11 protein-coding genes are annotated in these 13,733 nt (G+C 62.2%); 8 read left to right on the forward strand and 3 right to left on the reverse strand.

The window, feature by feature from the left end; all coding sequences use genetic code 11:
- Window positions 1-311 precede the first annotated feature (311 nt).
- Window positions 312-1,007 carry a pirin family protein gene (locus tag CKW24_RS21785; RefSeq protein ID WP_095170236.1) on the reverse strand — a complete coding sequence of 232 codons (696 nt, stop codon included), beginning with the start codon at window positions 1,005-1,007 and terminating at the stop codon, window positions 312-314.
- 253 nt (window positions 1,008-1,260) lie between these two features.
- On the opposite strand from CKW24_RS21785, the gene CKW24_RS21790 reads away from it, so the two are divergent.
- Window positions 1,261-3,777, forward strand: coding sequence for a UvrD-helicase domain-containing protein (locus CKW24_RS21790; protein WP_095170237.1), 2,517 nt, complete (start codon window positions 1,261-1,263; stop codon window positions 3,775-3,777).
- On the opposite strand, the gene CKW24_RS21795 is transcribed toward CKW24_RS21790, so the two are convergent.
- Window positions 3,768-4,043 carry a DUF1652 domain-containing protein gene (locus CKW24_RS21795; protein ID WP_095170238.1) on the reverse strand — a complete coding sequence of 92 codons (276 nt, stop codon included), beginning with the start codon at window positions 4,041-4,043 and terminating at the stop codon, window positions 3,768-3,770. The two genes, CKW24_RS21790 and CKW24_RS21795, sit on opposite strands and share 10 nt — an antisense overlap.
- A 244-nt stretch (window positions 4,044-4,287) precedes the next feature.
- On the opposite strand from CKW24_RS21795, the gene CKW24_RS21800 reads away from it, so the two are divergent.
- The 5 genes from CKW24_RS21800 (at window position 4,288) to CKW24_RS21820 (ending at window position 9,330) form a co-directional block, all read left to right on the forward strand.
- Complete coding sequence (locus tag CKW24_RS21800; protein ID WP_095170239.1) at window positions 4,288-5,103, forward strand: AraC family transcriptional regulator; 816 nt, start codon at window positions 4,288-4,290, stop codon at window positions 5,101-5,103.
- A gap of 50 nt (window positions 5,104-5,153) precedes the next feature.
- Window positions 5,154-6,560 carry an FAD-binding oxidoreductase gene (locus tag CKW24_RS21805; protein WP_095170240.1) on the forward strand — a complete coding sequence of 469 codons (1,407 nt, stop codon included), beginning with the start codon at window positions 5,154-5,156 and terminating at the stop codon, window positions 6,558-6,560.
- 29 nt (window positions 6,561-6,589) lie between these two features.
- On the forward strand, window positions 6,590-6,931 hold the full coding sequence (locus CKW24_RS21810; protein WP_095170241.1) for a cupin domain-containing protein: 342 nt from the start codon (window positions 6,590-6,592) through the stop codon (window positions 6,929-6,931).
- Between the two features lie 53 nt (window positions 6,932-6,984).
- Window positions 6,985-8,079 (forward strand): polyamine ABC transporter substrate-binding protein, encoded by a 1,095-nt coding sequence (locus tag CKW24_RS21815; RefSeq protein WP_095170242.1) that lies wholly within the window; start codon window positions 6,985-6,987, stop codon window positions 8,077-8,079.
- Window positions 8,080-8,223: 144 nt separating this feature from the next.
- Window positions 8,224-9,330: a P1 family peptidase gene (locus tag CKW24_RS21820; RefSeq protein ID WP_095170243.1), complete on the forward strand. Its 1,107-nt coding sequence runs from the start codon at window positions 8,224-8,226 to the stop codon at window positions 9,328-9,330.
- Between the two features lie 4 nt (window positions 9,331-9,334).
- On the opposite strand, the gene CKW24_RS21825 is transcribed toward CKW24_RS21820, so the two are convergent.
- Entirely contained in the window at window positions 9,335-9,559 is a 225-nt protein-coding gene (locus CKW24_RS21825) for a YgdI/YgdR family lipoprotein (RefSeq protein WP_095170244.1), read from the reverse strand.
- Window positions 9,560-9,810: 251 nt separating this feature from the next.
- On the opposite strand from CKW24_RS21825, the gene CKW24_RS21830 reads away from it, so the two are divergent.
- Window positions 9,811-11,463, forward strand: coding sequence for a VRR-NUC domain-containing protein (locus CKW24_RS21830; protein ID WP_095170245.1), 1,653 nt, complete (start codon window positions 9,811-9,813; stop codon window positions 11,461-11,463).
- Complete coding sequence (locus tag CKW24_RS21835; RefSeq protein ID WP_095170246.1) at window positions 11,460-13,724, forward strand: ATP-dependent DNA helicase; 2,265 nt, start codon at window positions 11,460-11,462, stop codon at window positions 13,722-13,724. The genes CKW24_RS21830 and CKW24_RS21835 overlap by 4 nt, the downstream gene beginning before the upstream one ends.
- The last annotated feature ends 9 nt before the right edge of the window (window positions 13,725-13,733 follow it).

Genomic DNA, 13,733 nt, shown 5'->3' on the forward strand with positions numbered 1-13,733 from the left:
GGGCGCCCCGTTAACCACGCTGGCCGAACGCAGGCTTGAAGCCGTGGGTAACCCGGCAGGACGCCGGGTTAGCCGCCCCGCGCCATGGATGGCGCGTGGCGGCGGCCCACGGATTCAAGCCGGAGTGAGGGCACACCGAGCCCAAGCGAGGTGCCAAGTGGTGGGGCAAGAGCCTTTTGCTTACTTTTGGGCTCCTCCAAAAGTGAGCCGCTGTAAAAGCGGAACCATAGGAGGCCGTTACCGCAAAAATGGATATGTACTCGGTCTAATCCAACACCCCGGTCGGCCCAGAGGCCGCCCCGGGGAAGATGTCAGGCCAGATCCACCAGGACAATCTCACTGTCCTCGATCGCGGTGACCCGCAACACCCGCTCATCGGCAACCGCCACACCGTCCCGCGCCTCGGCGCGCAAGCCATTGACTTCAATGACCCCCGTGGCCGGCACCAGATACGCCCGGCGGCCGTTATCCAGCGCGTATTCGGCGCTTTCCCCGGCTTTCAGGTTGGCCGCCACCAAACGTGCATCGGCGCGAATCCGCAGGCTCTGGTCGTCGCCGGCCTTGCCGCTGGCCAGGGTCACGAAACCTTCGCGCTGGCCCTTTGGAAAAGGCTTGGCGCCCCAGGACGGAGCCGAACCGGCCTCGTTGGGGATGATCCAGATCTGGAAGATCCGGGTCGCCGTCGACTCCAGGTTGTACTCGCTATGGGTGATCCCGGTCCCGGCGCTCATGACCTGGACGTCTCCGGCCTCGGTACGGCCCTTGTTGCCCAGGTTGTCCTCATGGCTGATGGTGCCTTCGCGAACGTAGGTGATGATCTCCATGTCGCGGTGCGGGTGCTTGGGGAAGCCGGTGCCCGGGGCGATCACATCGTCGTTCCATACTCGCAGGTTGCCCCAGTGCATACGCTTGGGATCGTGGTACTCGGCGAACGAGAAGTGATGGTGGGCGTCGAGCCAGCCGTGGTTGGCGCCGCCCAGGGAGGTGAAGGGTCTGAGTTCAAGCATGATCGTCTCCTGAAAGGTTCGTCATACAACGAGAACCGGTGGTTGATGGCGTGCATCTTCCATCAGGCATGAGTCGATAAAAAGCGTAAAAACCCCTTCAAACCGATCTATAAATTAGATATTTATTCGCGAAGCCTGCTTCGGCAACACCTTCACTTCATCACTTAAACCAATGATGGATAAGCATTTGACTAGAACTCCCGGGCAAATGCAGACACCATAGCCCGCAACAGCCTCACACCCTGGAGTCAGCGTGCCGCAACACACCCCCGATCTGCCCCCCGAGCTTTTGCCCCTGGCCGAGATGCCCTTGTTCAAGCGCCTGGCCGCGCGTTTCTTTGGCCATGGCCTGACCCGTTTGCGCGCCCAGCATCGGGCTTCCTGGCTGCACGGCCAGGCCGACGGTTTTCGCAGCGGACATACCGCCGGGGTGGATTACGGTTATCAGGAAGGCAGGGCCGAAGGGTTGGAGGAAGGGCGCCAGGTCCTGCTGATTCGCGATAGCCGCTGCACCGAGCACCCGGCACCACGGGTCGACGAGCACTTGTTCGACGACTGGCGACTGCCCCTGAGTGCTGACCTGAAGAAGCGCGTCAAGGCTGATGTCGCGCGCCTGCTGCCGGGGGCAGCGCAACCCAGCGCCGCGCAGTGGAAGATGATCTTCAGCGATACGCCGTCTACCTCGGTGATTGCCGGGGCGGGCGCCGGGAAGTCGACCACCCTGGCGTTGCGCATCGTGTTGCTGACCCAGTACCTGGGCTTTGAGCTGGACTCCCTGACCGTGGTGACCTTCACCCGGGAGTCGCGCAAGGACTTCATCAACAAGCTGATTGCTCTCTACGCTTTGTGGGGCCGGGCGCTGTCGCCAAAGGACGCGCGCGACCTGGTGCGCACTTTCCATTCGCGGATTTTGCCGATGGTCCGCAGCCTGCCTGGCTTCGAGCGCCTGCAAGCCTTCGAGAACCTTAGCGAGCGGACACTGCTGGATGACACGCAGGTCGACAGCAACCCCTTCGACCTGCGGATCAACGACACTCAGCGCCAACAGCTCAACGCCTGTTTTCACCGATTGTTTACCGATAACCTGCGTTTTCGCGAGTTGATCACGCCATTGTCGCGGCACGCCTTGCAACTCAAGGAACTGGAACGCGACCATCCGGATGTACAAAAACGCATGGCAGTGACTGAGCTGGCGGCCAAGCGCGACGAAGAACTGTGCGATGTCGTCGAGGACCTGTGGTTGCGTGCCGGCGCCTGGCCGATCAAGGGCATCGAGCCTAGCCGGCAGACGTTCGAGATCAATGGCGCGACCTTTCATTGCCACGGTTACATCCCGAGCCTGGACGCCTGGGTGGTGCTGGGCTTCGACCCCCAGGAAAATCCCCAGGTAAGCCGCCCCAACGCCAAGCTAACGGTGCGCGCAGAATGGGCAGTAAAGCGCACCCTATTTCAAGCTTTCTGTCGTAAGCCTTTGATTTGGCTAGATAGTTATCAATCGTCAAAACGGGTCTTGGCGACGCTGGCAGGGGATGCCAGCGCCGGTCCCGGGTTCGACTACAAGGTCAAGGGCGAGCTGGCCAGCGCGCCGTTGCTCGACTGTTTTGTCGGTGCCGCCAGCTTTATCGAGAACCTCGGCCTCGACGTGCCCACCGCCGTGGGCCAGATGTCCTTTGCCAAGGATGATCCAGACCGGTTTTTCTTTGAGGCATTGAGTCTGTTCTGGCGCACGTTCGAGGATCATCTACTGGACCAGAAGCCACCAGTGATGACCTACAACCGGATGTTCGCCTTGTTCAGCGAGCACTCGCCGGAAAACCTCAGGCTGCTCAGCGATGAACTGCTGCGACCGATGTCGCACCTGATGATCGACGAATTCCAGGACGTATCGCCGCAGATCGTCTCCTGGTTGCGGGCAACTCTTCGCGAAATCCGTCGCCGCGGGCCGGCCATGCATGTCGGCCGTGGGGCCCAGCGTTCTTCACTGCTGTGCGTGGGTGATGACTGGCAATCGATCTACGGCTGGCGTGGCAGTTCGCCCAAGTACTTCATGGAGTTCAACCAGCAGTTCTCGTCACCCAGCACTACCCGGGTAATGCTCAGCGATAACTACCGTAGCCACCAGTACATCATTGATGCGGCCGAACATATCGTGCGTGCCGCCCCGGCGATCCCAGGCAAGAAGGCCAAGGCATGCGGGCAGGCGGCATCTTTGCTGCCGGTGCAGATCCATGAGCGGGACGAGGCTGCGCTGGGCAAACGCCTGACTGAGCACTACCAGAAGGGTGATTCAATCTTGATGTTGTATCGAAAAAGCAGCGATAGGTTATTGATAGAACAGCATATTTCATCTGTAGTTAATGTAGATTCTAGCTTGCCGTACGAGACCCGGCGCCTCAAACAATTGACCTATCACAGTGCCAAGGGGCTCCAGGCGGACGCGGTATTCCTGCTGGGGGACTGCCAGCACCTGACCAGTTCGCCCTACAAGAATCAGGTCTATCGGATGGCGGGACTGGGCAAGGACGCAGATGCCGATCCGTACGACAGCGCGCAGAAAGACGAAATCCTGCGCTTGGCGTATGTCGGCATCACCCGTGCGGTCAGTCATTGCTATTGGTACGTCGATGCCCAGGAAGGCCCGATGGTGAACATGCCGCGGGCCTCCGACCGGATCGCCGCCAAGCCGTTTTTCGCCGATCACCGTACAGGTGGTGGGAGCGAGCCCGCTCCCACAGATTTCAAAGCCATCGGGTTGGGGGCTCAGGCGTAACTCTTGAGCGCCTGGGAGGGGATGAAGGCTTCGAGTTCATCCTCCACGGCCTCGATGATGCGCTCCACATCTGCCGCGTTCATCACCGTCGCGCAGGGAATCCCGGCGATGGCCAGCAGCGTCTCGCCGCTGACGCGGTCGAACAGCCGCGCAATCATGCTCCCCGGGGCATCCATGTTGGCCTCGAAGCCCACGGGATGAAAATGCCAGCGCATCAACTGGCAGGCGTTGGGAAAGGTGACCTTACTCTGCGAAGCCTTGTTCATCTGTTGCCCACCTGGGTGATCGAGCGCTTCCGTTAGCTCATGGCAGGAGAGAGCGCCCTCTGTGGCGCCACCGGTTGAGTGAATAAAAATAGCACTCGTTCAGCCTGCAGTTACTGGGTTTTTCAGGCCATTTGGCGATTGAACGCGGTTTTTATGCGCTGGATCACGTTCTGACGTTGCCCATTGCCATTGAAGCCCGCGGGCAAGTTCGGCAAGCTCGGTGCTTTATGTCGTCGAGTGCCCTATGCCTGCCCCAGAAGATGGCCCGTTGTTGACCCAGGCTACCGGCGAAACCGTGCTGCGTTATCACCTGTGCTGGAAGCACCGCGACCTCGACGGCGTGATGGCGCTGTATCACCCGGACATCCAGTACCACGACTTTTTCCAGAACCGGGTCCTGGGCTTGAGTGAGTTGCGTGAATACGTGCGCAGTAGCATGCCCCGTGATCCCGAGGAGGCGCTGGAGCATTCGGACCGCATCCGCCTGGATGGCGATACCGCGTTCATCCAATACCGCATGACCCTGCGCGGTGGCGAAGGGCTGGTGTCGTTTCGCTCAAGCGAGGCCATCACCGTGCGTGACGGGCTGATCTGGCGCGTCAATGAGTACGCGTCCCTGGTCCACGAACCGCGCGACAGCCAGACACCAGGTGCGCCGCGTCCGGCAGCCAGCCGGCTGGGGCTGTCACCCCGGCAGCTGAGTTTCATGGCCCAGGACCTGCAGCAGTACTTCGAGCGCCAGCAAGCCTATCTCGATCCGCAACTGGATCTGCAACGGGTCGCCGAGGAGTGCGGTTACAGCCGTAACCAGATTTCCTACCTGCTCAACCAGGTCCTGGGGCAAAGCTTCTACCGCTACGTCAACCAGGCGCGCTTGCAGCATCTGCTGGCGGCACTGGACCGCGCCACGCCCCCGGTGCGCATCGACGAACTGGCCTTCGCCGCCGGGTTCAACTCGTTGTCGGCGTTCTATAGTTGTTTTCGCCAGCACACCGGGTTGTCGCCCAAGGCCTACGTCAAACAGATTTCTTTGCGTGCACGCGCGCAAGACAAGCCCTGAGCCAACCCACTAGGATCGACGCCATCGAAACTTGAATGGCGGAGACTTGCATGCCGGCGTGGCGCACGATCAGTTTGTGGATGGACCAGCTCGAGGAGCCGCTGTTGCCGAGGCCTGCCCTTGAGCACGACCTGGATGTCGATGTGGTGATCATCGGCGCCGGGTACACCGGTCTCTGGACCGCGTACTACCTCAAGCGCCAGGCCCCGGAGCTGAACATTGCCATTGTCGAGGCGCAAACTGCCGGTTTTGGCGCGTCGGGCCGCAATGGCGGCTGGCTGATGGGTAACCTGCTGGGCGAAGACCGCCTGCTGGCCGGCTTGTCCGCCGAACAACGGCGGGCCTCCTTCGACTTGTTGCACAGTATTCCCGATGAAGTGGCGATCGTCATCGAACGGGAAGGCATCGACTGCGATTACCGCAAAGGCGGGGTGCTGTATTGCGCCGCTCGTTACCCCGAACAGGAGCACAGTCTGCGCCAGTACCTGGACGGGTTGTATGCCCAGGGCCTGAATCAGTCCGACTATCGTTGGCTGACCCCCGAGCAGCTCAACCAGCAGATCCGGGTTGCCAAGCCCTATGGCGGCATCTATGCGCCGCACTGCGCGACGATCCAGCCGGCCAAGCTGGTGCGGGGCCTGGCACGAACCGTGGAGCGCATGGGGGTGAAGATCTTCGAAAACAGCCCAGTGACTGCCTGGCACTCGGGCAGCGTGCGCACCGCCAAGGCCAGCGTGCGTGCGCGTTGGGTGGTGCCGGCGGTGGAGGGTTATGCCGTGACGCTGGCCCCGCTGGGTCGTTATCAATTGCCGGTGCAGAGCCTGCTGGTCGCCACCGAGCCGTTGTCCGCAGCGACCTGGGACGAAATCGGCCTGAGCCGCGGCCAAGCCTTCAGCGAAAGCAGCCGCCAAGTCACCTATGGCCAGCGTACAGCCGACAATCGCCTGGTGTTCGGCGCCCGTGGTGGTTACCAGTTCGCCGGTCAACTGCGGCACAACTTCGACTTGACCCGCAGCGAGGTGGAGCTGCGGCGCTACCTGTTCGGTGAATTGTTCCCGCAGCTCAAGAACGTGCAGATCACCCATTCCTGGGGCGGCAACCTCGGCATGTCGCGCAACTTCAAGCCGCACATGCTGTGCGACGTGCGCAGCGGCATTGCCCTGGCGGGTGGTTATGGCGGTGAAGGCGTCGGCGCCAGCAACCTCGGTGGCCGGACCCTGGCCGACCTGATCCTGCAACGCGACAGCCAGTTGGTGCGCCAGCCCTGGGTCGTCCCCCAAGGCGGCCTCGACGCGTTGCGCGCCTGGGAGCCGGAGCCGCTGCGCTGGCTGGGCTACAACGCGATCATCCGCAGCTTCATCCACGAAGACCGCACCCTGGCCGACCTGCACAGCGCGCCCTGGCGCCGCAAGCTTGCCACGCAGGTAGCGGGGTTCATGGAAGGCTTGATGCACTAAACGCGCTTCACTCACCCACAGGTATCGACATGAGCATTACCCAGTTCAAGAACACCCATCATGTGCCGCTGCAGGAATCCGCCCCGGTCGCCGTTCCGCTCGGTACGCCGGTGGCGGTCACCTCGACCACCAGCGTGGAGCGCAGCGACGGCGTCGAAACCGGGATCTGGGAATGCACCCCAGGTCGCTGGCGGCGGCAGATCGTCGCGCAAGAGTTCTGTCACTTCGTCCAGGGCCGCTGCACCTTCACCCCGGATAACGGCGAGCCCCTGCAGATAGAAGCCGGCGATGCCCTGATGCTGCCCGCCAACAGCACCGGGATCTGGGACATCGAGGAAACGGTGCGCAAGACCTACGTATTGATTTTTTGATCCTCTGATCAACCGAAGACCTGCCAATAAAAACGCCAAACAGGAATCGAATCATGATCCGCTTACCCCGTGCACCCCTGATGCTGGCCCCGCTGATGTTGGCTGCGTCCCTCAGCCAGGCCGGCGAGACCGTGAAGGTCTACAACTGGTCGGACTACATCGCGCCGGACACGATGAAAAACTTCCAGAAAGAAACCGCTATCGGTTTCAGCTATGACGTCTACGACAGCAACGAAACCCTCGACGGCAAGTTGATGACCGGCAAATCGGGGTATGACGTGGTGTTCCCCTCCAACCACTTCATGGCGCGGCAGATCGCTGGCGGGGCGCTGAAGAAGCTCGACAAGAGCCAACTGCCGAACTGGCAGAACCTCAACCCGGTGTTGCTCAAGGCCCTGCAAGACAACGACCCGGGCAACGAGCACGGCTTTCCCTACCTGTGGGGCAGTACCGGGATCGGCTATAACATCGCCAAGGTCAAGGCGGTGCTGGGGGACAACGCCCCCGTGGATTCCTGGGACCTGATCTTCAAGCCCGAATACATGGAGAAGCTGCAGAAGTGCGGCGTGGCAATCCTCGATAACGGCCCGGAACTGCTGCCCGCGGCCTTGAACTACCTGGGTTTGCCCCACCACAGCAAGGACCCGGCGGACTACAAGAAGGCCGAAGCCCTGCTGATGAAAGTACGGCCCTACGTCAGCTATTTCCATTCCTCCAAGTACACCAGTGACCTGGCCAACGGTGATATCTGCGTTGCGGTGGGTTTCTCCGGTGACATCCTGCAGGCCGAAAGCCGGGCCAGGGAAGCCAACAACGGCGTGGACATCGGCTACGCGATTCCCAAGGAAGGCGCGGCGATCTGGTTCGACATGGTGGCCATGCCCGTCGATGCTCCCGACGAAAAACAAGGCTACGCGTTCATGAACTACCTGCTGCGCCCCGACGTCATGGCCAGCATCAGTAACCATGTGCACTACGCCAACGGTAACCAGCAGGCCGATAGCCTGATCGACCCGGCTATCAGGAACGACACCAAGGTCTACCCGAGCCCGGAAATGATGGGCAAATTGTTCGCCCTGCAAGCCATGCCCCTTAACATCGACCGGATTCGGACCCGGCTGTGGAACAAGATTCGCACCGGGAGTTGATCGGCAATATCCGGTAGGGGATTGCGTCCCTGTGCTTGTGGGGGGCATACCCCAACGGGGTAATGGGCGCGACAGTCGGGGTTCTCTAGAGTAGCGATCCTTCGCCGGCGTGATCCGGTGCTTGAATATTGCTGAGGAGAGGACATGCGTGCACGTGATTTGGGCATCACCCTGGGCTTGGGCGTACCGGGACCGTTGAATGCCATTACCGATGTCCCGGGAGTTCGAGTCGGGCACAGTACGCTGCGCGAGCAAGTCAACGGCAAGCAGGTCAGGACCGGCGTCACGCTGATCCAGCCGCGGGCCGGTCATGCGCGGCAGCAGCCGTGTTTCGCCGGTTGCCATGTGCTCAACGGCAATGGTGATGCCACGGGACTGGAATGGATTCGTGAAGCCGGGCTGCTGACAACCCCGATTGCCATCACCAACACCCACAGCGTCGGCGTGGTGCGTGACGCCCTGGTGGCGCTGGAGCGTGACAGCCTCGCGGACCCTGCGACCTACTGGTGCATGCCAGTGGTGATGGAGACCTACGACGGCGTGCTCAACGACATCTGGGGCCAACACGTAGGCCCGCGACACGTGGCAGAAGCGGCCGCCAATGCCAGTGCCGGCCCCGTGGCGGAGGGTGCGGTCGGCGGTGGCACCGGGATGATCTGCCATGAGTTCAAAGGTGGAATCGGTACCGCGTCGCGGCAGGTACCGGCCGGGCAGGGTGGCTATACCGTCGGCGCGCTGGTCCAGGCCAACCATGGCAAACGCCGCGAACTGCGGATCGACGGCTACCCAGTCGGCCGCCAACTGGTGCCAAGCCCATCGCCCTTCGAACACCAGGGCACGCCTGGCATGGGCTCGATCGTGGTGGTCCTCGCGACCGATGCGCCCCTGCTGCCGCACCAGTGCCAACGCCTGGCTCAGCGCGCCTCGATCGGCATCGCCCGCACCGGCGGCGGCACCGAAGACTCCAGCGGGGACATCTTCCTGGCGTTCGCTACCGGCAACCAGGACCTGCCGCCTGCGGACTACGGGCGCAAGGACCTGCCATTGAGCACGCCACTGGCGATGCTCAACAACGATTACCTCTCGGCCCTGTTCAGCGCAGCGGCCGAAGCGGTGGAGGAGGCGATCATCAATGCGTTGCTCGCAGGCGAGGACATGTGCAGCGACGATGGCCGCCGCGTGGATGGGCTCAAGCCCGAGTTGCTGTTGCCGGCGTTGCGTGCCTCAGGCTGGTCCAGCCCCGACCTCTAGGCGGCTACTTTTCCTTGCGGATGGTGGCGACATCATCCGCCTTGACCTTGACCGTCGCGCCAGAAATGTCCTTGAACTCGACAAAACCGTCTTCAGCGGTGGTGTCCGGCATATCCTCGGTCAGGTATTGGGTGCCGTTCTGCAGGGTCACTACGGTTGGGGTCGAGCAACCTGCCAGCGCCAGCAAGGCGACCACGGCCAGGGGCATGCACAGAGTACGGATGTTCATACTAAAACCTCTCAATCCAGAATCACTCGATCGGCCTGATGCAAGGAGCAGCGGCGCGATATCACTAGGCCCTTGGTCCCGCTTATCCCGGGAAAGTTCGCTTAGGCCCTGAAAAAGCTGGAAAAATACCACATCAGGGTAGATGGAATGGACAAAACCCGGCCATTTATCTTTTTCCATTTGCCAGCGGCGCGGCTGAACTGCTATCTGTATGCATAACCAGTATCCGCTCGCCATGGCCCTTTCTATCTGTGACCGTCAATCCGCTCGAAGATCCGTTCTACTACCTGAATAACTTTCAGCAGGTACTCGCCTGGCTGCAGCAGCGTTATGCCGATGTGCTCAGCCCGCAGGAGCAGGCATTCATTGAGTCTTTCGGCCAATTGCCGCGAGCTTCCCAGGCGCTACTGGTGCGCATGGTGATGCGCAAGGGCGAACACTTTCGCCTGGGCAAGTTGCAGTACCCGGAAATTGGCGCGACGGCGCTGGCGGTGCAGCCGTTACTGGCGCTGGGCTGGGTCGACGATCAGGCGCCATTGACTCTGGATGCGTTGTTCGAGGTGCTGCTCAAGGCCGAGATCCTGGCCTGTTTCGGCACGGCCATCGACCAGCCCAAAGCGAAAAAAACCGCCTGGCTCGACGCCTTGCGTGAGGCATTCCCCCACCCGCAAACCCTGCGACAGTGGTACCCGGCCCTGGATGATCGGGTCCTGAGCCTGACCATCATGGGCCTGTGCGATCGCCTGCGCTTGATGTTCTTCGGCAACCTTTACCAGGACTGGTCGGAGTTCGTGCTGGCGGACCTGGGCATCTACACCTACGAGAAGGTCGAGTTCTGCGCAGAGTCCCGGGGCTTGCACAGCCGTGAGGACGTCGAGGCGTTTCTTTACCTGCATGGCTGTCAGCAAGCCTTCGAAGGCGCTGAGGACGTGAGCCAGGTGGTGGCTCGGATTCACGCCCTGGACAGCGCCAACCCCTGGCTGCAGAGACGCCGCGACAAACTGCTGTTCCTGCTCGGGCAACACTGCGAACGCCTGGCCGACTGGCCGGCAGCGCTGGACATCTATCGCCAGTGCCACTATCCGGGTGCCAGGGCGCGCCTGATCCGTGTGCTGGAGCGCTGCGCCGAGTATGCCCTGGCGCTGGAGTTGGCGACCCAGGCCGAGCTCGCGCCGCAAAGTGCCGCCGAGCAGCAGCAAGTGCTGCGGATGCTGCCGCGCTTGCGGCGCAAACTTGGCGGGCCGCCGGCGCCACGCCTGAAGCCGCGGGAAGTCGAGCGCCTGGACCTCAACCTGCTGCGCGTCGACCCGGCGTTGTCGGTGGAGTTTCATGTCCAGGCCCACCTGGATGACCCGGCGGCACCGGTGCATTACGTCGAAAACAGCCTGATCAACTCATTGTTCGGCTTGCTCTGCTGGCCGGCGATCTTTGCGCCACTGCCCGGGGCGTTCTTCCACCCGTTCCAGCGCGGGCCGGTGGACCTGCTGAGCGAGGATTTCCATACCCGCCGCGCCGGGTTGTTCCAGGCTTGCCTGGGCGAACTGGACGATGGCCGTTATGCCGCGACCATTCGCCAGCGTTTTCACGCCAAGGCGGGTGTGCAATCGCCCTTCGTGTTCTGGGGAGTGTTGACCGAGGAACTGCTGGAACTGGCATTGCTCTGCCTGCCGCCGGAACACCTCAAGCACTGGTTCGATCGCCTGTTGCAGGACATCAAGGCCAACCGCGCCGGCATGCCCGACCTGATCCAGTTCTGGCCGCAGCAAAAGACCTACCGGATGATCGAGGTCAAGGGCCCCGGCGATCGCTTGCAGGATAACCAGGTGCGCTGGCTGGAGTTCTGCCATGCCCATCAGATGCCCATCGCCGTGTGCTACGTGCAGTGGGCGTTACCTTGCGAGTGAGCTACAGCATCGCGGTGCGTGCCCTGTGTGAGTTCACCGCCAAGTGCGGCGACCTCGACCTGCGCTTCACCCCATCGCCCACGGCGCTGGAGGGCATCGTCGGGCATCGCACCGTGGCCTCGCGGCGCAGTCCGGGCTACCAGAACGAAGTGGCGGTGCAAGGCCAATACCGGCAGTTGACCGTGCGGGGGCGGGCAGACGGTTATGACCCGGCGCAGAACCGCCTGGAAGAAATCAAGACCTACCGCGGCGACCTGGAGCGTATGCCGGCCAACCACAGGCAACTGCATTGGGCCCAGGCGAAAATCTACGGCTGGTTACTGTGCCAGCAACTGCACCTGGCCGAGATCAACCTGGCGCTGGTGTATTTCGACATCGTCAGTGAGCAGGAGACCAGCCTGGTGTCAGCCTGCAGCGCGCTTGAGCTGGAGACCTTTTTCAACCAGCAGTGCGGGTTGTTCCTGGCCTGGGCCGAGCAGGAACTGGCTCATCGCGAGGCGCGCAATCAGGGCGCACAGGCCCTGCGGTTTCCCCACCCGGACTTTCGTCCCGGCCAGCGTCACCTGGCGGAATCGGTGTTCAAGGCGGTCAGCACCGGCCGCTGCCTGATGGCCCAGGCTACCACCGGCATCGGCAAGACCCTCGGCACGCTGTTCCCGATGCTCAAGGCCCTGGCGCCACAGAAGCTCGACAAGGTGCTGTTTCTCACCGCCAAGACTCCAGGCCGCAAACTGGCGCTGGATGCCGCACAAGTGCTGGTCGACAGCGCACCGGGGTTGCCCTTGCGAGTGCTGGAAATGGTCGCCCGGGACAAGGCCTGCGAGCACCTGGACAAGGCCTGCCACGGCGAGTCCTGCCCGTTGGCCAAGGGTTTTTATGACCGCTTGCCAGCAGCCCGCCAGGCAGCCAGCCAATTGACCCTGCTTGATCAGGCGGCGCTGCGCCAGATCGCCCGGGAACACCAGGTGTGTCCCTACTACTTGAGCCAGGAAATGGCGCGCTGGGCCGACCTGGTGGTCGCCGACTACAACTACTACTTTGATTTCAGCGCGCTGCTGTTCGGTCTGGCCCAGGCCAACCAGTGGCAACTGGCGGTTCTGGTGGACGAGGCCCACAACCTGGTGGAGCGCGGGCGCCAGATGTACAGCGCCAGCCTGGATCAGTTCAGCTTCAACAGCATGCGCAAGATCGCCCCCCAGGTCCTGAAGAAAAGCCTGCAGCGGGTCAACCGTGAATGGAACGCGCTGCACAAGGAGCAGGCCAGCCCTTACCAGGCGTATGCCAAGGCGCCGGACAAACTGTTGCAGGCGCTGTCGCTGTGCACCGCGGCCATCGGCGACTACCTCAACGACCACCCGCAAGGACTGGACGCCGAGGTGCAGCGTTTCTATTTCGATGCGCTGCAGTTCTGCCGAGTGGCGGAGCTGTTCGACCAGCACTTCGTGTTCGACATCAGCAAGCGCCAGTCCAGCGGCCAGCGCAGCCTGGCGCTGCTGTGCCTGCGCAACGTGGTGCCGGCCGGTTTTATCCGACCCAGGCTGACCGCGGCGCGCAGTGTGGTGATGTTCTCCGCGACCCTCAGCCCGCAGCGCTATTACCGCGACCTGCTGGGGCTGCCGCCGGCGACGGTGTGGATCGACGTCGAGTCGCCATTTCACGCCGACCAGCTCCAGGTGCAGATCGTCAGCCAGATCTCCACTCGTTTTGTCCATCGCCAGGCTTCCCTGGCGCCTATCGTCGAGTTGATGGCGCGCCAGTTCAGTGAACGCCCCGGAAACTACCTGGCGTTTTTCAGCAGCTTCGATTACCTGCAACAGGTGGCCCAACTGTTTGCCCACAGCCACCCGCACATCCAGCAATGGTCGCAGTCCCGGGGCATGGACGAAAGCAGCCGCCAGGCGTTTCTCGAACAGTTCACTGCGCAGAGCCAGGGCGTTGGTTTTGCGGTACTCGGCGGGGCATTTGGCGAGGGCATCGACTTGCCCGGGGCACGGCTGATTGGCGCCTTCATCGCCACCCTCGGGCTGGCGCAACTGAACCCGGTCAACGAGCAGTTGAAGCAGCGGATGGCGGCGATTTTCGGCGATGGTTATGACTACACCTACCTGTTTCCCGGCGTGCAAAAAGTCGTACAGGCCGCCGGCCGGGTGATTCGCACCCAGCAGGATCAAGGGTTGGTGATGTTGATCGACGATCGATTTGCCGAGCCCAAGGTCCAGCAGTTGCTGCCACGCTGGTGGTCCGTCAGCGGCCGTGCGTAAGCTCGATGA

Source organism: Pseudomonas sp. Irchel 3H3 (genome assembly GCF_900187635.1).
Lineage (GTDB): Bacteria > Pseudomonadota > Gammaproteobacteria > Pseudomonadales > Pseudomonadaceae > Aquipseudomonas.